The organism is Cryobacterium sp. N22, from assembly GCF_002929555.1.
In the GTDB taxonomy this organism is placed as follows: domain Bacteria; phylum Actinomycetota; class Actinomycetes; order Actinomycetales; family Microbacteriaceae; genus Cryobacterium.
Map to the genome: position 1 here is coordinate 715,308 of NZ_PJJP01000039.1, position 26,018 is coordinate 741,325.

General features: G+C 69.9%; 22 protein-coding genes. 12 read left to right on the forward strand and 10 right to left on the reverse strand.

The features are described from left to right. Window positions 1-482: 482 nt before the first annotated feature. From CXY76_RS18840 to rsmI, 5 genes are all read right to left on the reverse strand, one after another. Window positions 483-1,418 (reverse strand): 4-(cytidine 5'-diphospho)-2-C-methyl-D-erythritol kinase, encoded by a 936-nt coding sequence (locus CXY76_RS18840; RefSeq protein ID WP_104167184.1) that lies wholly within the window; start codon window positions 1,416-1,418, stop codon window positions 483-485. Between the two features lie 9 nt (window positions 1,419-1,427). Continuing rightward, on the reverse strand, window positions 1,428-2,300 hold the full coding sequence (gene rsmA, locus CXY76_RS18845) for a 16S rRNA (adenine(1518)-N(6)/adenine(1519)-N(6))-dimethyltransferase RsmA (RefSeq protein ID WP_104167186.1): 873 nt from the start codon (window positions 2,298-2,300) through the stop codon (window positions 1,428-1,430). Continuing rightward, window positions 2,297-3,253 (reverse strand): TatD family hydrolase, encoded by a 957-nt coding sequence (locus tag CXY76_RS18850; RefSeq protein WP_199190362.1) that lies wholly within the window; start codon window positions 3,251-3,253, stop codon window positions 2,297-2,299. Before CXY76_RS18850 ends, rsmA begins: the two co-directional genes overlap by 4 nt. Next, entirely contained in the window at window positions 3,246-4,808 is a 1,563-nt protein-coding gene (metG, locus tag CXY76_RS18855) for a methionine--tRNA ligase (RefSeq protein ID WP_104167188.1), read from the reverse strand. The genes CXY76_RS18850 and metG overlap by 8 nt, the downstream gene beginning before the upstream one ends. A gap of 68 nt (window positions 4,809-4,876) precedes the next feature. Continuing rightward, window positions 4,877-5,752 carry a 16S rRNA (cytidine(1402)-2'-O)-methyltransferase gene (rsmI, locus tag CXY76_RS18860; RefSeq protein ID WP_104167190.1) on the reverse strand — a complete coding sequence of 292 codons (876 nt, stop codon included), beginning with the start codon at window positions 5,750-5,752 and terminating at the stop codon, window positions 4,877-4,879. An 18-nt stretch (window positions 5,753-5,770) separates the two neighbouring features. Here rsmI and CXY76_RS18865 point away from each other — a divergent pair, with 18 nt between their 5' ends. The 5 genes from CXY76_RS18865 (at window position 5,771) to CXY76_RS18885 (ending at window position 11,637) form a co-directional block, all read left to right on the forward strand. After that, window positions 5,771-7,333, forward strand: a complete 1,563-nt coding sequence (locus CXY76_RS18865; protein ID WP_104167192.1) for a dolichyl-phosphate-mannose--protein mannosyltransferase — start codon at window positions 5,771-5,773, stop codon at window positions 7,331-7,333. A gap of 190 nt (window positions 7,334-7,523) precedes the next feature. Then, window positions 7,524-8,624 carry an acyl-CoA desaturase gene (locus CXY76_RS18870; RefSeq protein WP_104167194.1) on the forward strand — a complete coding sequence of 367 codons (1,101 nt, stop codon included), beginning with the start codon at window positions 7,524-7,526 and terminating at the stop codon, window positions 8,622-8,624. Between the two features lie 89 nt (window positions 8,625-8,713). Next, window positions 8,714-9,694, forward strand: a complete 981-nt coding sequence (locus tag CXY76_RS18875; RefSeq protein ID WP_233200043.1) for a YeiH family protein — start codon at window positions 8,714-8,716, stop codon at window positions 9,692-9,694. A 63-nt stretch (window positions 9,695-9,757) separates the two neighbouring features. Further along, entirely contained in the window at window positions 9,758-11,059 is a 1,302-nt protein-coding gene (locus CXY76_RS18880; protein WP_104167198.1) for an O-acetylhomoserine aminocarboxypropyltransferase/cysteine synthase family protein, read from the forward strand. Beyond that, complete coding sequence (locus CXY76_RS18885) at window positions 11,056-11,637, forward strand: CoA-binding protein (protein WP_104167200.1); 582 nt, start codon at window positions 11,056-11,058, stop codon at window positions 11,635-11,637. The genes CXY76_RS18880 and CXY76_RS18885 overlap by 4 nt, the downstream gene beginning before the upstream one ends. Here CXY76_RS18885 and CXY76_RS18890 read toward each other — a convergent pair. Both CXY76_RS18890 and CXY76_RS18895 read right to left on the reverse strand, forming a co-directional pair. Then, window positions 11,634-12,428 (reverse strand): ABC transporter permease, encoded by a 795-nt coding sequence (locus tag CXY76_RS18890; RefSeq protein ID WP_104167202.1) that lies wholly within the window; start codon window positions 12,426-12,428, stop codon window positions 11,634-11,636. The two genes, CXY76_RS18885 and CXY76_RS18890, sit on opposite strands and share 4 nt — an antisense overlap. Further along, window positions 12,425-13,432: an ATP-binding cassette domain-containing protein gene (locus tag CXY76_RS18895; protein ID WP_104167458.1), complete on the reverse strand. Its 1,008-nt coding sequence runs from the start codon at window positions 13,430-13,432 to the stop codon at window positions 12,425-12,427. Before CXY76_RS18895 ends, CXY76_RS18890 begins: the two co-directional genes overlap by 4 nt. Before the next feature lie 61 nt (window positions 13,433-13,493). On the opposite strand from CXY76_RS18895, the gene CXY76_RS18900 reads away from it, so the two are divergent. Together CXY76_RS18900 and CXY76_RS18905 are read left to right on the forward strand one after the other, a co-directional pair. Then, window positions 13,494-14,453, forward strand: coding sequence for a YafY family protein (locus tag CXY76_RS18900; RefSeq protein WP_104167204.1), 960 nt, complete (start codon window positions 13,494-13,496; stop codon window positions 14,451-14,453). A gap of 22 nt (window positions 14,454-14,475) precedes the next feature. After that, entirely contained in the window at window positions 14,476-15,855 is a 1,380-nt protein-coding gene (locus CXY76_RS18905; RefSeq protein ID WP_104167206.1) for an L-serine ammonia-lyase, read from the forward strand. A 20-nt stretch (window positions 15,856-15,875) separates the two neighbouring features. Here CXY76_RS18905 and CXY76_RS18910 read toward each other — a convergent pair whose 3' ends face one another. Beyond that, window positions 15,876-17,765, reverse strand: coding sequence for a DUF2207 domain-containing protein (locus CXY76_RS18910; protein ID WP_158253944.1), 1,890 nt, complete (start codon window positions 17,763-17,765; stop codon window positions 15,876-15,878). A 206-nt stretch (window positions 17,766-17,971) separates the two neighbouring features. Here CXY76_RS18910 and CXY76_RS18915 point away from each other — a divergent pair, with 206 nt between their 5' ends. Then, window positions 17,972-18,418, forward strand: a complete 447-nt coding sequence (locus CXY76_RS18915; protein ID WP_104167210.1) for a LysM domain-containing protein — start codon at window positions 17,972-17,974, stop codon at window positions 18,416-18,418. A gap of 19 nt (window positions 18,419-18,437) precedes the next feature. Here CXY76_RS18915 and CXY76_RS18920 read toward each other — a convergent pair whose 3' ends face one another. Both CXY76_RS18920 and CXY76_RS18925 read right to left on the reverse strand, forming a co-directional pair. Further along, on the reverse strand, window positions 18,438-19,619 hold the full coding sequence (locus CXY76_RS18920; RefSeq protein ID WP_104167212.1) for a Gfo/Idh/MocA family oxidoreductase: 1,182 nt from the start codon (window positions 19,617-19,619) through the stop codon (window positions 18,438-18,440). Between the two features lie 58 nt (window positions 19,620-19,677). Next, on the reverse strand, window positions 19,678-22,176 hold the full coding sequence (locus CXY76_RS18925; RefSeq protein WP_104167214.1) for an RNA helicase: 2,499 nt from the start codon (window positions 22,174-22,176) through the stop codon (window positions 19,678-19,680). A 111-nt stretch (window positions 22,177-22,287) separates the two neighbouring features. Here CXY76_RS18925 and CXY76_RS18930 point away from each other — a divergent pair, with 111 nt between their 5' ends. From CXY76_RS18930 to CXY76_RS18945, 4 genes are all read left to right on the forward strand, one after another. Then, window positions 22,288-23,856 (forward strand): molybdopterin-dependent oxidoreductase, encoded by a 1,569-nt coding sequence (locus tag CXY76_RS18930; RefSeq protein WP_104167216.1) that lies wholly within the window; start codon window positions 22,288-22,290, stop codon window positions 23,854-23,856. A 2-nt stretch (window positions 23,857-23,858) separates the two neighbouring features. Beyond that, window positions 23,859-24,236: a TraR/DksA C4-type zinc finger protein gene (locus CXY76_RS18935; protein WP_233200045.1), complete on the forward strand. Its 378-nt coding sequence runs from the start codon at window positions 23,859-23,861 to the stop codon at window positions 24,234-24,236. A 41-nt stretch (window positions 24,237-24,277) separates the two neighbouring features. After that, the gene (locus CXY76_RS18940) at window positions 24,278-25,432 is read left to right on the forward strand and encodes a DUF4232 domain-containing protein (RefSeq protein ID WP_104167218.1); all 1,155 of its coding nucleotides are present in this window, start codon (window positions 24,278-24,280) and stop codon (window positions 25,430-25,432) included. Between the two features lie 110 nt (window positions 25,433-25,542). Further along, window positions 25,543-25,929, forward strand: coding sequence for a nuclear transport factor 2 family protein (locus tag CXY76_RS18945; RefSeq protein ID WP_104167220.1), 387 nt, complete (start codon window positions 25,543-25,545; stop codon window positions 25,927-25,929). The last annotated feature ends 89 nt before the right edge of the window (window positions 25,930-26,018 follow it).

Here is a 26,018-nt window from a genome sequence, read left to right on the forward strand (position 1 = left end):
GGTCGCGACCAACGAGGCGGGCACGACACACAGGCCGGGTCACCAGGTCTCGACAAGCTCGACCAACGAGGCGGGCGCGCCCCGCAGGCCGGGTCACCAGGTCTCGACAAGCTCGACCAACGAGGCGGGCACGACAGACAGGCCGGGTCACCAGGTCTCGACAAGCTCGACCAACGAGGCGCGCACGACACACAGGCCGGGTCACCAGGTCTCGACAAGCTCGACCAACGAGGCCGCCACGACACACAGGCCGGGTCACCAGGTCTCGACAAGCTCGACCAACGAGGCCGGCGCGCCCCGCAGGCCGGGTCGCGACCCATACGTTGATCGAGCCTGTCGAGATCCCGCGAGAGGTCCCGCGGTCGCGACCAACGAGGCGGGCACGACACACAGGCCGGGTCACCAGGTCTCGACGAGCTCGACCAACGGGGCGGGCGCGACACACAGCCCGGGTCGCGGCGCTCGACTACCGGCGGGGCGGGCTAGGAGGTGAGGATTCGGGCGCCGTGCACGGGGCCGGTGGCACGCACCACGTTCAGGCGGGCCGCGCTCAGCGCCACCGTGAGTTCGAGTCCGGCGTCCTGGTCCGGCACGAGGAACGCCACGGTGGGACCTGACCCCGAGAGGATGCCGGCCAGCGCACCGTTGGCCTCGCCGAGCTCGAGCACCCGGCCCAGGCCGGGCGCCAGCTGCAGCGCCGGGGCCTGCAGGTCGTTGTGCATCGAGTTCGCCAGCATGGCCGGGTCCCCCGCGCGCAACGCCTGCAGCACGTCGGCGTCCACAGTGGGTTGCTGCGGGGCGGGGAAGATGTCCTGGGCGTGCCGGGTGCGGTGCCGGTCCAGCTCGCTGTAGACCGAGGGGGTCGACATGCCGAACTCGGCCAGCGCGAGCACCCAGTGGAAGGTGCCCTTGGCCAGCGCGGGGCTCAGCTGGTCGCCGCGGCCGGTGCCGATGGCGGTGCCGCCGGTGAACGCGAACGGCACATCGGCACCGAGGGTGGCCGCGATCTTCAGCAGCTCCTCCTTGCTGAGTTCGGTCCCCCAGAGCGTGTCGCAGGCGAGCAGCGTGGCCGCGGCATCCGCAGAGCCGCCGCCCATGCCGCCGGCGATGGGCACGTTCTTGTCGATCTCGAGGTGCACCCCGCCGGTGTAGCCGGTGGCCCTGGCCAGCGCGCGGGCCGCCTTGATCGCGAGGTTGCTGTCGTCGACGGCCAGATCCGAGGAATCGACGGACCCGGTGAATTCGACGCTGAAGCCATCGGAAGCCGAGGCTCGCACGTCTTCGTAGAGGGAGACGGCCTGGAATGCCGTGGCGAGATCGTGGTAGCCGTCGTCCATCACGGCTCCCACTTTGAGGAAGACGTTGATTTTGCCCGGTGCCCGCGCATGCACAACCGGTGAGGTCGCCGTGGTGGTCATGTTCCTAACCTAGGCCAGCCAGGATCGGGCGATGGCCAGGAAGTCGTGCACGGTGAGCTGCTCGCCCCGCTCGGTGGGGTCGATTCCCGCCGCTGTGAGCACCGTCGCCGCGTGAGCCGAGTCGCCGAGCACGCCCGACAGGGACTGGCGCAGCATCTTGCGGCGCTGCTGGAAGGCCCCGTCGACGAGCGCGAAGGTCGCCAGGCGCAGCTCCTCGGATTCGAGCTGTTCGCCGCGTCGTTCGAACGCGATGAGGATGGAGTCCACGTTGGGGACCGGCCAGAAGACCTGACGGCTCACCTTGCCGGCGGTGCGGAACTGCCCGTACCAGGCGGCCTTGACGCTGGGGCTGCCGTAGATCTTCGAGCCCGGCAGGGCGGCGAGGCGCTCGCCCACCTCGGCCTGCACCATCACCACACCGGCGCGGATGGACGCGAAATGCTCGAGCAGGTGCAACAGCACCGGGACCGACACGTTGTAGGGCAGGTTCGCCACCAGTCGGGTGGGCTCTCCGGGCAGCTCGGCGATCTTCAGTGCGTCGGCGCGGATGACGGTGAGCGCGGCGCCCGGCTGCATCAGCTGCACGGTCAGCGGCAGCTGCTCGGCGAGGCGGTCGTCGATCTCGACGGCCACGACGGCGGCGCCCACCTCGAGGATCCCCAGGGTGAGCGAGCCCAGCCCCGGGCCCACCTCCACCACGGTTTCGCCCGGCTGCACGGCGGCGACCTTGACGATACGCCGAACGGTGTTGGGGTCGATGACGAAGTTCTGGCCGAGCTTCTTGGTCGGGTTCACCCCGAGCATCTCGGCCAGGTCGCGGATCTCGGCGGGGCCGAGCAGGGCGGCGGGCCCTTTGGCGGGGTTGTGGGCAGAGTCGGTCATGCGGGGCCTCCGGCCGGGCTGATGCGGGGGTCTCGGGGGGTGTCGGTCAACACCACGGGTTCCGCGTCCCAGCGGCCGTAGACGAGTTCGGTGTTCGAGGTGATCTGGGCGGCGAGCACCGAGACATCCGTCTGCAGGTGCTCGGCCATGGCGCGCAGGGTGTGCGGCAGCAGATACGGCGCGTTGGGGCGACCGCGGTGCGGGGCGGGCGTGAGGTATGGCGCGTCGGTTTCCACCAGCAGCAGGGCACGCGGGGCCACGGCGAGGGCCTCACGCAGCGTGGCGGCGTTCTTGAAGCTCACCGGACCGGCGAAGGACATGTACCAACCCTGGTCGGCGCAGAGCCGGGCCAGTTCGGCGCCGCCGGAGAAGCAGTGGAAGACCGTATGTGTGGGCGCGCCGACCCGCAACAGGGTTTCGACGACCTCGTCGTGGGCGTCCCGGTCGTGGATCTGCAGGGCGAGGCCGTGCCGTTTGGCGATCTCGATGTGCGCCTCGAAGGACCGGAACTGGGCCGCGCGGCCGTCGAGGCCGGTGCGGTAGAAGTCCAGGCCGGTTTCGCCGACGGCGACGACCCGGGGCCGGCCGGCGAGTTCGTCGATCACCGCGAGGCCCTCGTCGAGGGTGCCTGCGGTCTCCAGCTCCGGCGCGTCGTTGGGGTGGATGGCGACGGCGGCGAGCATCCGCGGTTCACGGGCCGCCATCTCGGCCGACCAGCGGGAGGTGGCCACGTCCGTGCCCACCTGGATGACGCCGCGCACGCCCACGCTGGAGGCCAGGTCGAGCTGCTCGGCGACCGAGAGCGGGGTGATCCCGTCGCTGATCTCCAGGTGCGTGTGGTTGTCGTACACGCCCACGACCAGCGGCACGGGTGCCGGCGGGTAGACCAGGTCGCGTCCGGCGCCGGCCTCTCGGGAGCGGATGTGGGTGCTGTCGGCCGAACCGTTAGCCAACAGTGGCCTCGATGCGCGGGAACAGGGCGGTCAGCGGCGAGACGTGGGTGCCGCCGGTCCATTCCCAGGCCCGGTCGATGGCGGTGTCCTGCACGAGCCCGGTGCCGCCGAGGGCGCCCCACAGCGTCGCGGTGGCCTGCGGGGTCACCGGGGAGAGCAGCACGGCGAGGGTGCCGAGGCCGCGCACCACGGTGTGCAGCACGGTTTCGAGGCGTTCGCGGTCGTCGGGGTTCTTGGCCAGCGCCCACGGTTCCTGCGTGGTGATGTAGCCGTTGAGCTCGTCGACGAGTTCCCACACCGCGGCGAGGGCCTCGTGCAGGGCGAGCTTGTCGATGGCCGCGTCGGCGGCCCGGGTGACCCGGATCTCGGTGTCGCGGATGGCGGTGTCCGCCGCGGTGGGCGCGCCGACCGCCGGGATCTCGCCGTCGCAGTAGCGCACCACCATGGCGATGACGCGGGAGGCCAGGTTGCCGAAGCCGTTGGCGAGCTCGGACTGGTACCGGGCGGACAGGTCCTCCCAGGAGAACGAGCCGTCCTGGCCGAAGCTGATGGCGCGCATGAAGTAATACCGGAACGTGTCGGAGCCGAAGGTGTCGGTGATCTGGTTCGGGGCGATGCCGGTGAGCTTGGACTTGCTCATCTTCTCGCCGCCGACGAGCAGCCAGCCGTGGCCGAACACCTGGGTGGGCACCGGCAGGCCGGCGGCCAGCAGCATGGCGGGCCAGATGACGGCGTGGAAACGCAGGATGTCCTTGCCGACGATGTGCGTGGCGGGCCAGAGCCGGCTGAACTTCTCATCGTCCTGGCCGTAGCCGGCGGCGGTGATGTAGTTGAGCAGCGCGTCGAACCAGACGTAGACGACGTGGCTGTCGTCCCACGGCACCTTGATGCCCCAGTCGAAGCTCGACCGCGAGATCGACAGGTCGGAGAGGCCCTGCTTGACGAAGGAGATGACCTCGTTGCGGGCGGATTCGGGCTGGATGAAGGTGGGGTTGGCCTCGTACATGGCCAGCAGCTGGTCGGTGAAGGTGCTCATGCGGAAGAAGTAGTTCTTCTCGTGCAGCAGCTCGACGGGGATGGAGTGGATGGCGCAAACCTGCTGGCCGGTGTACTCGCCGGCGCCGTCGACGAGGTCGCCGGGCTGCTTGTACTCCTCACAGCCCACACAGTAGAAACCCTCGTACTCGCCCGTGTAGATGTGGCCGGCGTCGAAGAGGTGCTGCAGGAACTTCTGCGCGTTCACCTCGTGGCGCACGTCAGTGGTGCGGATGAAGTCGTCATTGTTGATGTCGACGGTCTTCAGCAGCGGCTTCCACGCGGTCTCGACCAGGCGGTCGGCCCACTCCTTGGGGGTGACGCCGTTGGCCGTGGCGGTGCGCAGGATCTTCTGGCCGTGCTCGTCGGTGCCGGTGAGCAGCCAGGTGTCCTCCCCCCGCTGGCGGTGCCAGCGGGCAAGCACATCCGCGGCCACCTCCGTGTAGGCGTGCCCGATGTGCGGGACATCATTCACATAGAAAATAGGCGTGGTGATGTAAAAAGATGAGCCGTCGGACATGCTCACATCTTATGGGGAGCTGCGCAGGCGTCAGACCCTGTTACGCCGCGCGGCAGCCCGGAACCGGCTCAGTCCAGCGGTAATTCGGGCTGCGGGGCGGCCTTCTGGCGCGGCGCGCCAGCCCCGGCGGCCTTGCCGGTGAGCGCGGCCTCGTACAGGTCGCGCTTGCCGAGCCCGGATGCGGCGGACACGTCGGCCGCGGCCTCCTTCAGGCGCGCCCCGGCCGCGACCAGCGCCAGAACCTCCTCGACGCCAGTGGCCAGGTCGAGCACCCGGGCGGTTGCCCCGGCGACGACGATGCAGATCTCGCCGCGGACGCCCGCCGCGGCCCATTCGGCCAGTTCGGCGGCGGTGCCCCGCTTGACCTCTTCGTAGAACTTGGTCAGCTCCCGGCAGACCACCACACGGCGGTCGGCGCCGAGCGCGGCGGCGAGGTCGGTGAGCGACGCGGCGAGCCGGTTGGGCGATTCGAAGAAGACCATGGTGCGGCGCTCGGTGGCCACCTCGCGCAGCGCCTGCATCCGCTCGCCGTGCTTGCGGGGCAGGAAGCCCTCGAAGGTGAACCTGTCGGTGGGCAGGCCGGAAACGGCCAGCGCGGTGAGCACGGCCGACGGGCCGGGGATGGCGGTGACGGTCACGCCGGCGGCGATGGCGGCATCCACCAGGTGGAAGCCGGGATCGGAGACCGTGGGCATGCCGGCGTCGCTGAGCACGAGCAGGTCGGTGTCGCGGGCGAGTTCGACGAGTTCGGCGGCCTTGCCACGCTCGTTGTGGTCGTGCAGGGCGATCAGCCGGGGCCGGTTCTCCACGCCGAGGGCCTTGAGCAGGTGCACGGTCACCCGGGTGTCCTCGGCGGCGATGACGGTGCTGCTGCGCAGCGCCTCGATCAGGCGGGTCGAGGCGTCCCCGAGGTTTCCGATGGGCGTGGCAGCCAGAATGATCATGGTCTCAGTCTCGCAGCAGTGGCTCACTACGATGGTCAGGTGCTCCTCACCCCCGCTGCGACCGATCGTGTGACCGACCGTTGGAGCGCCCTGCGGGCCAACCGGTGGGTCCGTTTGGCGGCGCCGGTGCTGGTGGTGCTGCTGGCCGCTGTCTTACGGTTCTGGAACCTCGGCCACCCCGGCACCCTGGTGTTCGACGAGACGTTCTATGTGAAGGACGCCTGGAGCCTGTTCAACAACGGTTACGAGTCCACCTGGCCGGACGGTGCCGACGCCCTGTTCGCCGCCGGGCAGAGCAATATCTTCGGCAGCGCCCCGTCGTTCGTGGTGCATCCGCCGCTGGGCAAGTGGCTCATCGCCCTGGGGATGGCCGCATTCGGCGCCGACAACCCGTTCGGCTGGCGGGTCGTCACCGCGCTGGTCGGGCTGCTGGCCGTCGTGCTGCTCATGCTCATCGCCCAGAAGCTCTTCGGGTCGCTGCTGCTGAGCACGATCGCCGGTTTCCTCTTCGCCATCGACGGCAACGCCATCGTGATGAGCCGGGTGGCGCTGCTCGACAACTATGTGATGTTCTTCGCCCTGCTCGGCTTCGGCGCCGTGCTGATGGACCGGGACCACCACCGGGCCCGGCTCGGGGCGTGGCTGAACGAGAAGCGCGACAACGAGATCGATCCCACCTGGGGACCGGCGCTCTGGTGGCGGCCGTGGGTGCTGGCGGCGGGCCTGGCCTTCGGTCTGGCCTGTTCGGTGAAGTGGTCGGGGGCCTATTTCCTGGCCGCGTTCGGCATCTACCTCGTCGTGGTCGACGCACTCGCCCGCCGCCGGGCGGGGCTGCCGTTCTGGGCCAGCGGAGCGATCCTCAAGCAGGGGCCGGTGACCTTCCTGCTCCTGGTGCCCGTGGCCGTGCTGACCTTCCTGGTCTCCTGGACCGGCTGGTTCGTCACCCGCGGCGGCTACTACCGGGACTGGGCCGACCAGGCCGGTCAGGCCTGGACCGGGGCTCTGGCCTGGGTGCCGCACAGCCTGCAGAGCTTCTGGCACTACCAGTCGGCCGCTTACGGCTACCACGTGGGCCTGGTCACCCCGCATCCGTACCAGGCCAACCCGCTCACCTGGCTGCTGATGAGCCGGCCGACGAGCATGTACTACCAGGGCTCGTCCCTCGGTGAGAACGGCTGCGGCTACGCCACCTGCTCAGAGGCCATCACCGGCATCGCCAACCCGCTGATCTGGTGGGCCGCGACCGCCGCGATCCTGTACCTGGTCTACAGGCTGGTGCGGTACCGGGAATGGCGGGTCGGCCTGATCCTGATGGGAATGGTCGCCGGCTACCTGCCCTGGCTGATGTACCTGAACCGCACGGTGTTCCAGTTTTATACGATCGCGTTCGAGCCGTACCTGATCCTCGGTCTCACCCTGGTGATCGGGCTGCTGCTCAAGAGCGCCTCCGGCCGGGCGACGGTGGTGGTGTTCCTGGCCCTGGCCACGCTCGTAAGCGCTTACTACTTCCCGCTCTGGACCGGCGCCCAGGTGCCGTTCGCGTTCTGGCAGGCGCACATCTGGCTGCCGAGCTGGCGCTGACCAGCATTAACGCTCTTATTGCAGCGCGTGCATGTCTCTCGACATATGCCGAAATTGGAATACATCCCCTGTTAAAGGCGTGTGAATTCGAGGAGTTTTTGAGCCCTGAACCCGTAGGATGGCCGGTATCTGCTTGACGAGTGTTTGCTCTACAACCGACTGAGAAGTCCAGATACAAACCAAAGGCCTCATGTCGGAAGCATCTGCCGCACCCACGGTGCGTATTGTCCGCACCCGCAAGGGTGGCGACTCCAAGAACCCCACCACCGAGTACTCCTCCCTGCTGCACACCGTGCGCAATCTCGGCCTGCTCGGCCGCCGCACCGGCTTCTACTGGGGCGTCTTCGCCGCCCTGGTGCTGATCACCGCGGGCCTCGGCGTCGGCTTCGTGCTGCTCGGCGACTCCTGGTACCAGCTGATCATCGCCGGCGTGCTCGGCATCATCCTCACCCAGTTCGCGTTCCTCGCCCACGAGGCGTCGCACCGCCAGGTCTTCCAGTCCGGACCCGCCAACGACCGGGCCGGCCGCATCCTCGCGAACCTCTTCGTCGGCATCAGCTACGCCTGGTGGATGACCAAGCACAGCCGCCACCACGCCAACCCGAACGTGGTCGGCAAGGACCCGGACATCGACCCCGACGTGATCCGCTTCAACGAGAAGGACGCCTCAGAGGTCAACTGGCTCACCTCCTTCATCACCCGCAAGCAGGGCTACCTGTTCTTCCCGCTGCTCACCCTCGAGGGCATCAACCTGCACATCCACGGCTTCAAGACCGTCTTCGGCAAGGGCAAGGTCGACAAGCGCTGGCTCGAGATCACCATGCTCACCACGCGCATCCTGGTCTACTTCGCCGTCATCTTCTACTTCCTGCCGCTGGGTATGGCGTTCGCATTCATCGGCGTGCAGATGGCCGTGTTCGGCGTCTACATGGGCGCCTCCTTCGCCCCCAACCACAAGGGCATGCCGCAGCTGCCGCACGAGAGCAAGGTCGACTTCCTCCGTCGCCAGGTGCTCACCTCGCGCAACATCCGCGGCGGCACGCTCATGGACACCTTCATGGGCGGCCTGAACTACCAGGTCGAGCACCACCTGTTCCCGAACATGGCCCGCCCGCACCTGAAGAAGGCGCAGGAGATCACCAAGGAATACTGCGAGTCCAACAAGATCCTCTACACCGAGACCGGTCTGTTCGAGTCCTACGGCATCGTGGTCGCCTACCTCAACAAGGTGGGCCTGGCCGCCCGTGACCCGTTCGACTGCCCGATGGTGCAGCGCTTCCACCACCGCTGACCACCTCGCGAACCGTGAGAAAAGCCCCAATCCGCCGCGCGGGTTGGGGCTTTTCTCACGGTTCGCGGGCGATGGGTAAAGTTGACCCAATGTGGATGTGGGGAGCTGGCGTGGCCGGGCTGGCCGCGCTGGTGGCGTGGGGCGTGCATGCCGCCGTCCCGGCGGTACCGCTGCTGACCGCGGCCGTGCTGCTGGGCATCGTGGTGGGGCAGCTGCCCGTGCTGCGGCCGGCGCTCACCGGGGTGCTCGCGCCGGGGCTGACGTTGGCGTCCCACAGCCTGATGCGCCTGGGCGTGGTGCTGCTGGGCCTCAAGCTCAGCCTGGTGGACATCATCGCCCTGGGCTGGGTCACCATCACCAGCACGGTCCTCATCGTGTTGCTCACCTTCTTCGGCACCCTGTGGCTGGGCCGCCGGGTCGGCCTGCCCGGCCATCAACCGCTGCTCATCGCCACGGGCTTCGCCGTCTGCGGCGCCTCCGCGATCGGCGCGATGAGCGGCGTGGTCAAGGCCAAGGACCGGGACACCGCCACCCCGGTGGCACTGGTGACCCTGTGCGGCACCCTCGCGATCGGCGTGCTGCCGCTGCTCTGGCATCCGCTGGGCCTGACCGACCTGCAGTTCGGCCACTGGGTCGGCGCCGGGGTGCACGACGTGGGCCAGGTGGTCGCCACGGCGCAGATCGCCGGGTCGGCGGCCCTCGCCGTTGCCGTGGTCGTCAAGCTCACCCGGGTGCTGATGCTGGCGCCCCTGGTGGCCAGCGTTGCGGTGTACGAGCGGCGGCGGGCGGGCAGCAGTGGGCGCACGGCCGGGCGTCCCCCGGTGGTGCCTCTGTTCGTCGCGGGCTTCCTGGCCATGGTGCTCGTACGCACCGTCGTTCCGGTTCCACCGGCGGTGCTGGACACCGCCGACCTGGTGCAGACCGTGCTGCTGGCGATGGCCCTGTTCGGGCTGGGCACCGCCGTGCGCCTGACCGACCTCGTGCGCACCGGCGGCCGCGCCCTGGGCGTCGGCCTGGCCTCCTGGCTGCTCATCGCGGTTCTGGCCCTGGCCGCCGTGCAGCTGGGCTGACCCGTGTGGCGTCCTGTTACGCCGCCCCGCCCGGGGGCCGGGACGGGCGGGTAGCGTGACTGAATGGCAGATCGCGAGTACGGCTTCACCACCAGGGCAATCCACGCCGGGAACATCCCCGATGCGGTGACCGGAGCGCGGGCCCTGCCCATCTACCAGACCAGTGCGTTCGTGTTCGACGACACCGCGGATGCCGCGGCCCGCTTCGCCCTGCAGAAGTACGGCAACGTCTACTCCCGGCTGGCGAATCCCACGGTGGCCGCGTTCGAGGAGCGCATCGCCAGCCTCGAGGGCGGCCTGGGCGCCGTCGCCACGGCCTCGGGCCTGGCCGCCCAGTACATCACCTTCGCCAGCCTCGCCGGCGCCGGCGACCACATCGTCTCCAGCGCCAATCTCTACGGCGGCTCGATCACCCAGCTCGACGTGACCCTGCGACGGTTCGGCGTGGAGACCACTTTCGTGCAGTCCGCCGACCCGGCCGACTACGCCGCGGCGATCACCGCCAAGACCAAGCTGATCTTCGCCGAGACCGTGGCCAACCCCTCCGGCGAGGTCGCCGACATCGAGGGCCTCGCCGCGGTGGCGCACGCCGCCGGTATCCCGCTGATCATCGACTCCACCATCGCCACCCCGTACCTCTGCCGGCCCATCGAGTGGGGCGCCGATATCGTCATCCACTCGGCCACCAAGTTCCTCGGCGGCCACGGCACCACCCTCGGCGGCGTCGTGGTGGAGAGCGGCCGGTTCAACTGGCACAGCGACAAGTTCCCGCTCTTCACCGAGCCGGTGCCCAGCTACGGCGGCCTGGAGTGGTCGGGCAACTTCGGCGAGTACGCCTTCCTCACCCGGCTGCGTGCCGAGCAGCTGCGTGACATCGGACCGGTCCTGGCGCCGCACTCCGCTTTCCTGCTCGCCCAGGGTGTGGAAACCCTGCCGTACCGGCTGCAGGCGCACGTGAACAACGCCCGCATCGTGGCCGAGTGGCTGGACGCCGACCCGCGCGTCGACTTCGTCAACTGGGCCGGCCTGCCCAGCCACCCGCACTACGAGCGCGGCCTGAAGTACCTGCCCAAGGGCCCCGGTTCGGTGTTCAGTTTCGGCGTCAAGGGCGGCCGTGACGCCGGCCGCACCTTCATCGAGTCCGTCGACCTGGCCAGCCACCTGGCCAACATCGGCGACGCCAAGACCCTGGTGATCCACCCGGCCTCCACCACCCACGCCCAGCTCAACGAGCAGCAGCTCGCCGACGCCGGCGTGCTGGCCGGCCTGGTGCGCATCAGCGTGGGTATTGAGGATGTCGACGACATCATTTACGATCTCGACCAGGCGCTGGCTCAGGCTGCCGGCACGTCAGGAGTGTCATGAGCACCGACACCGTGAACAGCAACGAAACCGTTCAGCTCACCAACGGCCTCAGCTGCAGCGTTCCCACGAACTCCCCGCTGGCCAGGCTGCTGCGCACCCAGCGCACCTGGGAGGGCCCGGACGCGAAGGCGCGGCTGGGCATCCTGCGCCGGGCGAGGTCGGTCGCGATAGTCGGCGCCTCCCCCAACCCGGCTCGCTCGAGCTACTTCGTGGGCACCTACCTGCAGCAGTCAAGCGACTACAGGGTCTACTTCGTCAACCCGCGCGCCGATACCATCCTGGGCCAGAAGGCCTATCCCGACCTGGCGTCGTTGCCGGAGGTGCCCGACATCGTCGACGTCTTCCGCAAGGCGTCCGACATCCCGCAGGTCATCGACGACGCCCTCGCGGTGGGCGCCCCGACGGTGTGGGTGCAGCTCGGCATCTGGAACCAGGAGGCCGCAGAGTACGGCGAGTCGAAGGGGCTCACCGTCGTGATGGACCGCTGTATCAAGATCGAGCACGCCCGCTTCCACGGCGGGCTGCACCTGCTCGGCTTCGACACCGGGCAGATCACAGCCCGCAAGAGAATCCGCTAGGCCCGCCGCATCCCGCGGATGCCGACCATCAGGCCGATGATCGCGGTGATCACGGCCGCGGCGAATCCACCGAGCACGGCCGGGGTGCCCAGGCTGCCGGCGAACAGGTCACGCTCGGCCTGCACCACGTAGCTGAGCGGGTTCACCGCCGCGGCGACCTTCATCCAGCCGGGCGCGTCGTCGAGCGGGAGCAGCATGCCCGAGAGGATCATCAGCGGGAAGATCACCGTCTGGTGGATGATCCAGAACATCCAGTCGCGGCCCCGGCAGGCCAGCGCGACGCTGTAGCTGAGCGCGCCGAAGCCGATGCCGAACACGGCCAGCAGCACGAAGCCGAGGAGCAGCCCGGGCACGCTGACGGTGAAGCCGAACGGCAGCGACACCAGGCAGATCACCAGGCCCTGCACGATCAGCGGCACAACCTCCTTGAGCGCGCGGCCCATCAGCAGGGCGCTGCGGGACAGCGGCGCCACCAGGGTGCGTTCGTGCGACCCGGTCTGCATCTCGCCGAGCAGGTTCGCGCCGGTGGAAGCGGTGCCGAACAGCGCCACCATCACCAGGATGCCGGGCACGAACCATTGCAGGGTCTCCCCCGCCGGCAGGCCGGACGAGGCCACCAGCAACGGGCCGAACAGGCCGAGGAAGATCAGCGGCTGCACCAAGCTGAACAGGGCGCTGAACGGGTCGCGCAGCACGGGCCGCAGCTCCCGCACAAGCACGTTCCAGGTGTCGGTGGCCACCCCGGTGCGGGGTGGGGTCGACGTGGGTGGGGTCTGGGTGAGCGTGATCATGCTGCTACCTCCTGGGGGTTCGAAGCGGGTGCCGATTGACCTTCCTCGCGCAGGCTCCGGCCGGTCAGGTTGAGGAACACGTCGTCAAGGGTGGGCTGGCGGTGGGTGATGGCCACGGGCGCCAGGCCCGCGGCGTCGAGGGCCCGCACCAACTGCGGCACCGCCCGCTCGCCGGCCGCGGCGGCCTCGGCGGTGAGGGTGACGATTGCGCCGGATGTCTCGCCGCCGGTGTGCCGGAGCGCCGCCCGGGCATCCGCGGCCGAGTCGAACGTGACAGTGATGCGGTCGCCGGCCAGCCTCGATTTCAGGGCAGCCGGGCTGTCGTCGGCGATCACCTCGCCGTGGTCCATCACCAGTACTCGCTCGGCCAGCTGGTCGGCCTCATCGAGGTAGTGCGTGGTGAGGAAGATCGTGGTGCCGAAGTCATCGCGCAGGTCGACGATGTGCTTCCACAGGTTGGCCCGGCTCTGCGGGTCGAGGCCGGTGGACGGTTCATCGAGGAAGAGCAGCTCCGGCCGGTGGATCAGGCCGAGCGCGATATCGAGCCGGCGCTTCTGGCCGCCGGAGAGGCCGATGACCTGCCGGTGCGCCAGGGAACCCAGGTCGAGCGACTCGAGCAGCTCGTCGGCCCGAACCGCGGTGTCCCTGCGGGTCAGGCCGTAGAACGCGCCCTGGCTGAGCAGTTCGTCGCGCACCCGTTGGTTGTGGCCGGCGGAGTTGCCCTGGCCGATGTAGCCGATGCGGCGGCGAACGCCCGCCGGGTCGCGGCTGATGGAGCAGCCGGCCACCGTGGCCTCGCCGCTCGAGGGAGTCAGCAGTGTGGTGAGCAGGCGCAGGGTGGTCGTTTTGCCGGCGCCGTTCGGGCCCAGGAAGGCCACCAGTTCGCCACGGCGCACTTCGAGGTTGAGGTTCGACACGGCATCGACGGCGCCGCCCTTAGCCGCGAACGTCTTGCCGAGGCCCCGGGCGTTGATCAGGGATTGGGTGTTCTGCGTATCAGTCATGCCGCCAGCGTAGGAACCCATTAGGACATGGACTGTCCGCATTTAGAGGGATACTGGGGCCATGTCGGACACCACCACCCGCGCCCTTGACCTGCTCTCCCTGCTGCAGAGCCACCGGCACTGGTCGAGCCGGGAACTCACCGACCGGCTCGGAGTGACCGACCGTACCCTGCGCCGGGACATCGAACGGCTGCGTGACCTCGGCTACCAGATCGACGCGGCGCGCGGTTCGGTCGGCGGCTACCGGTTGGTGGCCGGCACCGGGCTGCCGCCGCTGTTGCTCACCGACGACGAGGGCGTCGCCATCGCCGTGGGCCTGCGCTCGCAGGCCGCCGCCGGCATCCGTGGTTCGGAGCACATCACCCTGAGCGCGCTGGCGAAGATCGAGCAGGTCCTGCCGCCGGTTCTCCGCCGCCGGATCGACGCTCTGCAGAGCAGCATGGCCGTGGCACCCGGCGAGGGGCCGGCGGTGGACGCCGACCTGTTGGCCCAGTTGGCGCTCAGTTGCCGCGACAGCGAGCGCATCCGCTTCGGCTACACGGCGGCGACGGGCCAGGAATCCACCCGCAGCGCCGAACCTCACCTGCTGGTTCCGCACGGCCGCCGCTGGTACCTGCTGGCCTGGGACCTGGCTCGCGACGACTGGCGCACCTTCCGGCTCGACCGCATCTCCTCGCTCCTGCAGACCCGGGTGAGGTTCCCGGCGCGTGACCTGAGCGCAGGGGACGCCGCCGCGCTCGTGGCCCGGGCGGTCAGCCGGGTGGAGACCGGCTTCACCGCCACGGTCGTGCTGCAGCTCCCCCTGGCCGAGGCCAGGGCGCTGCTGGGTTGGTGGGCCAGGGATGCCACGGCCCTCGGCGCCGGCCACACCGCATGGCCGCTCGCCAGCGACAGCCTCGCCGGGCTGGTCACCGCTCTGCTGTGGATCCCCGACGACGTGCCGTTCACGGTCGAGACCTCGGACGAGGTGCTGGCTTTCCTCCGCGGCCGGGCCGAGCGGTTCGGCGCGGCCGCCCGGTAGCCGCGCGCGTACGATAGGGCAGGTGACAGCGTACGTATCGGCTCTCGACCTCTTCTCCATCGGAATCGGTCCATCCAGTTCCCACACGGTCGGCCCGATGCGAGCCGCCCTGGCCTTCGCCCAGCACCTCGCCGAGAGCGGGCGACTGCCCGGGGTGCGCCGCATCAGCTGCTCGCTGTACGGCTCGTTGGGTTCCACCGGTCTCGGCCACGGCACCCCGGACGCGATCCTGGCGGGCCTCGCCGGCCTGCGTCCGGAGGCCTGCGACCCCGACGACGTGCGCAACCGTTGGGCGCACCTTCCCGACGAGGCCACCCTGCTGCTCGGCGGCACCCACCCCATCGCCGTGCAGAAGAGCGACGTGGTCTTCGAGCCGCGCACCCGGCTGCCCGGGCACCCCAACGCGATGACGCTCACCGCCTGGGGCGACGACCCGGCCGCCCCCGCGTTGCTCGAGGAGACCTACTATTCCATCGGCGGCGGCTTCATCCGCCGCGACGGCGACCCGGTCCGGCCCATAGCCACGGTGATTCAGCCGATGCCGTACGCCTCGAGCGCCGCCTTGCTGGCACTCTGCGACAGCCACGGCATCGGCATCAGCGACGTCGCCCGCGCCAATGAGGAGGCCATCCACGGCGCCGACAGGCTGGATGCGGGACTGGACGCGATCTGGGCGGCCATGCACGCCTGCGTCGAGGCCGGCCTGCGCGTTGACGGCACGCTGCCCGGCGGCCTCGGCGTCAAACGCCGCGCCTCCGCCATCCGTATGCAGTTGGAGGAATACGACGGTCTGCAGCAGCGGGAGCGGGACACCTCGACCGAGTGGCTGCACGCGTTCGCCCTCGCGGTCAACGAGGAGAACGCCTCCGGCGGCCGCGTCGTGACGGCGCCCACCAACGGCGCCGCGGGGATCATCCCCGCCGTCGCGCACTATTACCTGCGATTCGTGCCCGGCGCCAACGCGGCCGGCATCCGCCGGTTCCTGCTCACCGCGGTGGCGATCGGCTCACTGGTCAAGGCGAACGCCTCGATCTCCGGCGCCGAGGGCGGCTGTCAGGCCGAGGTCGGCTCGGCCTGCGCCATGGCCGCAGGGGCGCTCTGCGCGGTGCTCGGCGGGACCCCCCGTCAGGTGGAGAACGCCGCGGAGATCGCGATGGAGCACCACCTCGGCCTCACCTGCGACCCCGTCGGCGGGCTCGTTCAGGTGCCCTGCATCGAACGCAACGCCATCGCCGCGTCGACGGCGGTATCGGCGGCGCGGCTGGCGCTGCATGGCGACGGCACCCATCTGGTCTCGCTCGACACCGTCATCGAGACCATGCGGCAGACCGGTCTGGACATGATGACCAAGTACAAGGAGACCAGCGAGGGCGGCCTCGCGGTCAACGTCATCGAGTGCTGAGCGCCCGGCTGCTCGTCGGGTCAGCGGCCGCCGCCGCCTCCTCCGCCGCCACCTCCGCCGGAGAAGCCGCCGCCTGAGGACCCCCCGGACGAACTGCTGCCGCCGGACCCCGACCAGGACGAACCTGAACCCGAACTCTGTGCCGGTGTCGTGGCGAAGCTCCCCGTGCCGATGGAGCGGGTGAAGCCGGCGACATTCTGGGTGAAGACGGCGGCGCCACCCGCGCCGGAGTACCAGTCCGGTGTGGCATCCGTGGTCTCGTAGATGCTGCCCAGCTCGCGAGCCCAGGCGCGCTCGACACCCCACAGCATCGCCCAGGGCAGCAGTTTCTCGTACAGCTTCACGATCAGGTCGGTGTCGAGGGCGCCATCAGCGTCAGCGATCCGCTCCGCACCCTCCGGGCTCTGCAGCACCCGGATGCGGTCAGCTTCCGCCAGCGCCAGGTAGTCGCGCAGGCCCAGCAGGTAGTCGCGCGCCGTGGCGCCCTTGTCGGTCAGCCGGTGGGGCATCCGGTACTGCAGCGCCAGGAGCACCAGCGCCACGATGGTGCCGGGGATCAGAGCGCCGACCAGGGTGCTGCTGACCTCATTGTTCTCGGCCCACCGGTTGACCAGCCAGGCCGCGCCGAGGAGCACGGCGCCGGCCAGGACCAGATAGCCGGGAATGCGGCTGACGCCCCGGGCTCGCAACCCGGTCGAGCTGACCTGGTCGGTGATCGAGCCGCGCAGCCGTGCGATCCGGTCGCCGAGCTTCTGGTCCGTGGTGTCCAGTCGCAGCCTGGCCCCGTTCTTGAGCTTGGGGCCGAGGGCCGTGAGGATGTGCCGGTCGGCGCCGTTCAGCCGGGTGGTGTCCAGCACCTCGAGTGCGTACCGTCGGCTGGTCGGCTCGCTGGGCGACTCCACCAGGCGCGCCGCCCGGTTGACGGCGAAGCTGATCACCTGGGCGGGCAGGCCCACCTTCTTCTTGCCCAGCATCGCGGCAGCGAGCATGACCGACAGATCCTCCGGCGGGGTGTATTGCACGATGATGGTGCCGCGGCCCCTGGCGTCGCGCCAGACGAACGTGCGCAGCGCCAGCAGGGTCGCCACCAGGAGCGCCGCGGCGCCCAGGATGAGCCACGGTGCCTGCGTCACGATCCAGGAGTCGTCGGGGCTGGGCGGCAGGGTGAAGGTGCCGGGAGTGAAGCCGACCGCGAGGGTGATGTTCTCCCCGGGCACCAGATCGCGGGAGGTCGCGGTGAGCACGGTGCCGGACGCATCCGTGCTCGTCTCGATGGCGCACGGGTCATCGCCCCCGTAGTAGCCGGCGTAGCAGGCCGCGTTCCCGGTGAGAGCCGTGGTGAGGGCCGTGTCCAGGTGCAGCCGCGCCGTCACCGATCCGAACGGTTGTCCCCAGCCGGTGCCGTTGACGTCCCAATAGAACTCGTCGGCGCCGGTGTCGGCGAAGCCGCCCACCACGTCGCGCTGGGTGTATTCGAGAATGTAGGTGGTGCGCCCGTGCACGAAGTCGTCGGTGCCCAGGGCCAGTTCGGTGAAGCCGTCAACGCTGCTGGTCTCGAAGGGCACCGGTGCGCCGGTTTCGTCGGTGACGCCAACGACCCGCACGTCGAGGTCGGCGCGCTGGTACTCGTTCGGGATGGCGCGGACGATGCCGCGGTTCTGGTCGGTCGCCGGGAAGTCGGCGACGATGGTCTCGACGGTACGCAGGGTGGCGCGGCCGTCGGCATCCCGGCCCAGGTCATAGTCGGCGGTGAACGAGTCGAACGTGAAGTCATTCGTGTCGGCCGGTGCGGATGCCTCCGCCGGTGTGGTTGCCGACGCCGCGAATGCCCCGGCGAAGGTCAGGCCCGCGGCCAGGGCCAGCGTCGTGGCCAGCATGCGCCAGTGAGCCCGGATCGGTCGTTGTGTCATGGTTTCCCCCGGTTCGATCATATCCAGCGGGCTCCAGGCATCGCGGCGCGGTGTCCCCCGTTTTAGGCACAGCACCCCGGCTGCGCCGGGAGAATCCCTGACCTAAGCTGTCTTCTCGGGGGTACACCATCAACGATCTCTACAGTTCACCGCAGCCACCTGCTCCGCACCGCGCTACCCGCGCCCGGCCCGCCCGGCGGGGCGTCGTGCTGTCGGTCATGCTCATCGGCGGCCTGGCCCTGGCCGGCTGCTCCGCCGCGCCGGCACCGGTGGTGACGGCGACGGTCGTGGTCACCCAGACGCCGACACCGACGCCCACCCCCACGCCCACACCGACCCCCACGCCGCCGCCGGTGGCCGAGGCGCCCGCGCCGGAGCCCGTTCCGAACCCCGACGTGCCGGCCGAGCCCATTCCGGAGGGCCCCGCCGTTGACCTCGGCGCGATTCCGGGCGCCCAGGCCGCGCCGGAGTACGACGGCGCCGGCAGCCCGGTCAGCTACACCGTGATCGAGGGCGACTCGTTCTTCGACATCGCCCAGCGCTTCGACCTGCCGATGCAGCAGCTGCTCCGCATGAACCCCAAGGTCGCGGGGCTCGGCGAGGACATCTACCTCCGGCAGGTCATCAACCTCGACTGGACGAAGACGGGCTGATCCCGCCGGCCGCCGCAGCTCAGCGCACGGACGCGTGAATGCGTTCGATGAGCTCGATGGTGTGAGCCGAGTCGACCGCGTTCACCGGCAGCGGCGCCCCGCGCAGCAGCGCGTTCGCCAGGCCCTCGTAAAATGCCGTGTAGCTGCCGCGCTGAGTCGGCACGACCTGGCTGGCGCCGTCGGCGCCGAGCCGCCCCCAGGTGGACTCGGGTTCGAGGCCGAAGTCGGCGTCGCCCGGCAGGTTGCCGGCCTGGATGGCGGCCTCCTGGCCGTCCACGCCCCATTTGGTGTAGCCGGCGGCCGAGCCGAGCACCCGGAACCGCGGGCCGGCCTGAGCCGCGAACGAGCTCACCCACAGGTGCGAGCGCACCCCGGAACCGTGGTGCAGCGACACGAACGAGTCATCGTCGGCGGCGCCGCCGGGGCGGCGGGTGGACAGTTCGGCGGTGAAGTCATCGACGGGGCCGAAGAGCAGCACGGCCTGGTCGATCAGGTGCGCACCCAGGTCAAAGAGCACGCCGCCACCCGCGGCCGGGGTCGCCCCCGCCTTCCAGCTGCGCGGGGTGCCGGGCTTGAAGAACTCGAACCTGGACTCGAACCTGTAGACGTCGCCGAGGGCGCCGTCGGCCAGGAGGGCCTGCAGGGTGAGGAAGTCGCCGTCCCAGCGCCGGTTCTGGAACACCGTGAGCGGCAGCCCCAGGCTCTCGGCCCGGTTCAGCAGCGCCCAACCCTCCCGGGAATCCACCGCGAACGGCTTGTCGATGACCACCGCGAGGCCCGCGTCGAGGGCGGCGTTGGCCAGCGCCACGTGGGTGTCCGGCGGGGTGCCGATGACCACGACGTCGAGGTCGGCGGCCTGGGCGAACAGCGCCTCCGCGGTGGGCACGATCCGCACACCGGGATAGCTCTCGGTGGCCCTGGCGCCCCGCTCGGGGTCGCCGGTGACGATCGCCTCGAGCGAGAACTCGGGGTTGGCCGCGAGGAACGGCGCGTGGAAGACCCGGCCGGAGAGCCCGAAGCCGATGACGGCCGCGCGGATCGGACCGGTCAGCGGTGCTGCCGAGCCTCCCGCGGCGGCCGCGTCCGGCTGCGCATCCGGCTGGGCGCCGTGCTGCGGGCCCGGGCCGGGCCGGGGGCCCGGCTTGGGTGCCGGCTTCGGCGTCGTGATCGGGGTTTCCGGCTGAGTGTCTGAAGTGGCCATGGCCCGAGGTTACGCCGGTTCACGGTGCCTTCCGCCCACAACTGGGCGGGGCGAGGAGTTAGAGCCGGTTGATCCCGGTCACCGTCAACGCCGGCACGCCCAGCTCGTCGGACTCGGCGAGGTCGATCGTGGCACTGATTCCCCAGTCGTGATCGCCCGCCGGGTCGTCGAAGATCTGCCGCGCGGTCCAGACCGTGGCACCCTCGTCGAGGATCAGGAGGCCGGCGCCGCGGGCGTTCGCCCCGGCCAGCAGCTCGTCGTGGTCGGCGTAGTAGCCGTCCATGGCGTCGGCCCAGGCATCCGCCCCGAACCCGCTGTCGCGGTCGAGCTCGCCCAGCGCGTCGTAGTTCTCCAGCGCGGCCAGCTGCACCCGGCGGAACAGTTCGTTGCGCACAAGAATCCGGAACGCGCGGGTGTTGGTGGTGAGCCGGTGCGGCGCGGGCGGCACCACGGCGTGCGCGATGCTCTCGTGCGCGGCCAGGTCGGGGTGGATGAGCTCCTCCCACTCATCGAGCAGGCTGGAGTCCACCTGCCGCACGAGTTCACCGAGCCACTCGATCAGGTCGAGCAGGTCTTCGGTCTTGGCCTCGTCGGGGATGGTCTGCCGGGCGGCCCGGTAGGCATCCGAGAGGTAACGCAGCACCACGCCCTCGCTGCGGGCGAGCTTGTAGTAGGCCACGAACTCGCCGAACGACATCGCCCGTTCGTACATGTCGCGCACCACGGTCTTGGGCCGCAGCGGGAAGTCGGCGATCCAGGGCTGGGACTGCTTGTAGGTCTCGAACGCGTAGCTGAGCAGCTCGTCGAGCGGCTTCGGCCAGGTGATCTCCTCGAGCAGCTCCATCCGCTGGTCGTACTCGATGCCCTCCTGCTTCATGGCGTTCACGGCCTCGCCGCGGGCGGCGAACTGCTGGCCCATCAGCACCGGCCGCGGGTCGTCGAGGGTGGACTCGAGCACCGAGATCATGTCGAGCGCATAAGTGGGCGCCTCGATGTCCAGCAGGTCGAACGCGGCCAGTGCGAACGGCGACAGCGGCTGGTTGAGGGCGAAGTTGGCCTGCAAATCGACGGTCAGGCGGATGCTGCCATCCGCACCCTGCTCCACGATCCCGGCCGCGCGCAGGGTCTTGTAGATGCCCAGAGCCCGGCGGGCGTGGGCGAGCTGGCGTTTCCACGGTTCGTGGTTGTCGAACACCAGCGAGTACACGTTGGCGAACGCGTCGCCGCCGCGGGCGATCACGTTGATGAGCATGGCGCTGGTCATCTGCATGCTCGAGGTGAGGGTCTCCGGCTCGGCGTCGACGAGGCGCCGGAACGACGGCTCGCCCCAGGAGACGAAGCCCTCCGGCGCCCGCTTGCGCACGATCTTGCGCCGCTTCTTCGGGTCGTCGCCGGCCTTCTCGATGGCCTTGAGGTTCTCGGTCTCGTGGTCGGGCGCCTGGATCATCACGGTGCCGGCGGTGTCGAAGCCGGCCCGGCCGGCCCGGCCGGCGATCTGGTGGAACTCGCGGGCGTTCAGCTGGCGCATCTTGACACCGTCGTACTTGGTCAGCGCGGTGAAGAGCACGCTGCGGATGGGCACGTTGATGCCGACGCCGAGGGTGTCGGTGCCGCAGATGACCCGCAGCAGGCCGCGCTGGGCGAGCTGCTCCACCAGCCGGCGGTACTTGGGCAGCATGCCGGCGTGGTGCACGCCGATGCCCATGCGGATGAGTCTGGAGAGGGTCTTGCCGAAGCTGGTGGTGAACCGGAATTCGCCGATGAGCTCGGCGATGGCCTCCTTCTGCTCCTTCGTGACCACCTTCACGCTGGAGAGCGCCTGGGCGCGTTCGAGGGCGGCGGCCTGGGCGAAGTGCACGATGTAGACGGGCGCCTGGCCGGTCTTGAGAAGGTCCTCCACGGTCTCGTGCACCGGGGTGGTCTCGTAGAAGTAGTGCAGCGGCACCGGCCGCTCCACACCGGTGACCACGGCGGTGTCGCGGTTGGTGCGGCGGGACAGGTCCGCGGCGATGTCGGTGACGTCGCCGAGGGTGGCCGACATCAGGATGAACTGCACCCGCGGCAACAAGAGCAGCGGCACCTGCCAGGCCCAGCCGCGGTCGGGGTCGGAATAGAAGTGGAACTCGTCCATCACGACCTGGTCGACCGGGGTGTCCTCACCGTTGCGGAGGGCCAGGTTGGCGAGGATCTCCGCGGTGCAGCAGATGATCGGGGCGTCGGAGTTGACCGACGAGTCGCCTGTCATCATGCCCACGTTCTCGGCGCCGAAGATCTCGACCAGGGCGAAGAACTTCTCGCTCACCAGCGCCTTGATCGGGGCGGTGTAGAAGCTGCGCTTACCGGCCGAGAGAGCGGCGAAGTGCGCACCGATGGCCACCAGGGACTTGCCGGTGCCGGTGGGAGTGGACAGGACCAGGTTCGCGCCCGACACGATCTCGATGACCGCTTCCTCCTGCGCCGGGTAGAGGCGCAGGCCCGCATCTGCTGCCCACTGTTCGAAGGCCTCGAAGAGCTGGTCGGGATCGGTGACGTGCGGGAGGGCGGTGAGGGTTGCCATGATCCCCCAATCCTCCCCTATCCACCTCCTGGCCGCGGAACCCGCGGATTCGTAAGGGATTCGTAAGGGCAGGCGGGCCCGTCTCACAGGCGGAAAATCTAAGCTGATCCCATGTCCAGCCCCGCCTCGCCGACACCGGCTCCCGTGCTGCCCGCCCTGGCCGGCCTGGCCGCGGTTCTGGCCGGATTCGGCCTCGCCGAGCTTGTCGCCGGCCTCATCGCGCCCGGTGCCAGCCCGGTGCTGGTGGTCGGTGCGCTCCTGATCGATCTGGCGCCGGCCTGGGTCAAGGAGCTGGTGATCTCGCTGTTCGGCACCGGCGACAAGGTTGCGCTGATCGTCTTCATCGCCCTGGTCGCGGCGATCCTGGCTGCGCTGGCCGGCATCCTCGAATACCGGCGTCCCCCGTTCGGCCGCTTCGTGATCGTGGCCACCGGCCTGGTCGCGCTGGCCGCCGCGCTCACCCGCGCTGGGGCATCCCCGTTCGACGCCGTACCGCCGGTGCTGGCGATGGTGGTCGCCGCGCTGGTACTTACCATGCTGATCAACAGGCTGCGGGCGAGCGGGGCCGCCACGGCGGTATCCGTAACTCCGGCAGCAGGGTCACGGGCCGCGCTGGACCGCCGCCGGTTTCTCGCCTACACCGGGATCAGCGCCGGGGTCGGCGTGCTCGCGGCCATCGGCGGCCAACTGCTCACGGCCGGGAGCCGGGCAGCGGATGCGGCACGGGCTCTGTTCACCCTGCCCGCACCCCACACGCCGGGTACCCCGATTCCCGCCGGGGCGTCGTTCGACATCGACGGCCTCACGCCGCTCATCACCCCCAACGCCGAGTTCTATCGCATCGACACCGCGCTCTCGGTACCGCGCATCGACCCGTCGACCTGGACCCTGAAGATCACCGGACTGGTCGAGAACGAGGTGGAGATCGACTTCGCCGAGCTGCTGGCCCTGCCGCTGGAGGAGAGCACCACCACCCTGGCCTGCGTGTCGAACTACGTGGGCGGCGACCTGATCGGCAACGCCGTCTGGCTGGGCTACCCGATCCGCGAACTGCTCGCCCGGGCCACACCGCTCGCCGACGCCGACATGGTGCTCTCCCGCAGCCAGGACGGCTGGACCGCCAGCACCCCGCTCGAGGCCCTCACCGATGAGCGCAACTCGATCCTCGCCGTGGGAATGAACGGCGAGCCGCTGCCGCTGGAACACGGCTACCCGGTGCGGATGGTGGTGCCGGGCCTGTACGGCTACGTGTCGGCCACGAAGTGGGTCACCGAGCTGGTGGTCACCAGGTTCGACCAGGAGAGCGCGTACTGGTCCACCCGCGGCTGGTCGGAGAAGGGACCGGTGAAGCTGTCGAGCCGTGTGGACGTACCCCGCGAGAACGCCACCGTTGACGCCGGAACCGTGACGGTGGCCGGCGTCGCATGGAGCCAGCACGTGGGTGTCTCGGCCGTCGACGTGCAGGTGGACGACGGCGAATGGAACGCCGCCACCCTCGCCGACGCGATCTCGGTCGACACCTGGCGGCAGTGGCGCTGGGACTGGCCGGCCACCGGCGGCTCACACACCATCCGGGTTCGGGCCACGGATGCCGACGGGCTGGTGCAGACCAGCAAGCTCGCCGATGTCGCGCCCGACGGCGCCACCGGCCTGCACGAGATCAGCGTGTCGGTGTCCTGATCGTGGCCGAACCTGCGCAGGTGCTGAGCCCGGCCGAGATTGCCCACTTCGACGTTCTGCTGCGCACCCAGCGCCGCGAGCTCGAGCTCGAACTGGCGAGGCAGGGCGCCAGTCTCACTGCCGTGCGCGCGGCGCGAAGCGGCGGTGACGCCGACGACGAGCATGACCCGGAGGGGCCCACCCTCTCCGACGAGTGGTCGTTGCGGGCCGGGGTACACGGCGAGCTCGCTGCGGCCCTGGCCGCCATCGACGCCGCGCTCGCCCGCATCCGTGACGGCGGCTACGGCCGGTGCCTGCGGCGAGGCGAACCGATCGGGCGCGACCGGTTGGCGGCCCGGCCGGCCGCGGAGCTCTGCATCGACTGCGCCCGCGACCTGTAGGCCGGTCAACCGGGGCTCCCGCCCTCCCTTAGGCTCGACCCATGTCATCGTGGGGGCGCGTTCGACTCGGCTGGGGGCCGAGCCTGGTTGTTGCTCTGCTGTGGCTGGGCAGCTCCGGCGCCTTCGCCTATCTGGCCGGGCAGGAGCGCATTCCGCGCCAGGTCCTGGCCCACGTGCTGCCGGAGTCCATGCCGTCCAGCCTGGTGTACCTCACTTTTCCCTGGATCGTCGTGGTTCCGCTGCTCTCGACGGTGGCCGTCTTCCTCGTGCACCTGCTGCTGGCCGGCCTGGTCGACAGGGATGCGTCCGGCCCTCGTCCAACGCGTTTTCTCGCGCTCTGGTTCGTTGCCGTCGTCACCGGGGTGCTTGCCACCGCACCGTTTGCGCTCAGCGCGATCATCACCGCGTTTCCGCCCAGCCGGGCCGCGTTCATCCTCGATCCCGCCGGCAGCCTGATCCTGCAGAGCGGCTACTGGGGCCTCCTCCTCGGGTGGATCCCGGCCCTGCTCGGTGTCCGCCGGGCGGCACCTGAATCGGTCGCCGTCGCATCCCGCCGCCGGCTGCCGGTGCTCGCCGGCGTTGTCGTGCTGGCCCTCGGCCTGTCCACCCTCACCCTGGGCGCCGGCGCCCGCGCGGCGCGGGTGGCGTCGGCCGAGGCTTCCGCCGTCGCCGAGGGCGAGACCCTCGGTGCCGTTCCCGATCCCGACGTGGAGTCCACACCGCCGCCGACGATCGCTCCGGACGCCGACCCCGATGACATCGACCCCACCTGGTGCACTCCCGAGCAGGCCACTCCGCTGCTCGGTGAGACCGATGCCGCCACCGGGCACCGGGTGCTCACCATCGAGGTGATGAACTTCTCCGACACCCCCTGTGTGCTCGACGGGTACCCCGACCTCGCGTTCGCCGACGCGGACGGGTCCGCCATCGACGTGACGGTCACCCACGGCGGATCGTTCATGGCCGAGGACCCGGGTGCGATGCCGATCACCGTGCCGGCCCAGGGCTACGGCGTGACCCGCATCGGCTGGAACGCGATGGCCACCGACGGCGAACTGGCCACGTACACGCTGTACTCCGCACTGTATCCGGGGCTGGAGCGTGGCTCCTGGCCGATCACCCTGGACATCGTGGCCGGCGGCGAGGTCTTCGTCACGGCCTGGGCGGTCAGCGACGTGTACCAGAACAGCCCGTAGCGAGCTGATCCGCTCGGCCACGCCCGCGCCTCGACACGGCGTCGACGACCCGCTCCCGTTCTGATCGCGGGCCCCTGGCCAGACGATGGCGCACGCGCTACAACTGAGGCATGAGCGAGCCCGCCGACAACCCGGACGCCACCACCCGATGGATGCAGGGGTACCTCAAGGCCTGGTCCTCGAATGATCCCGATCACATCAACGCTCTCTTCACCGAGGAAGCCCAGTACTTCACCGACCCGTTCGGCGAGCCGTGGCGCGGTCGCCCGGCGATTGTCGCCGGGTGGCTGGATCATGCCGACGAGCCCGACAGTTTCACCTTCGAGTGGTCGCCGCTGGCGATCACCCCCGAGATGTCCATCATCGAGGGCGTCACGCGCTACGCGGCCGGCCGGGTCTACAGCAATCTCTGGGTGATCCGCTGGGCTCCCGACGGCCGGGCCCGGGAGTTCATCGAGTGGTGGATGGACCAGGCCCAACCGTCCGATGACGGCTGAGAGCCTCGCCTGGCCGGAGCCGTGACACTGGTGAATCCTGCCGGCACACGGTACAACGGGGTGACACAGCAATCCGGCGCAGAAAGGAC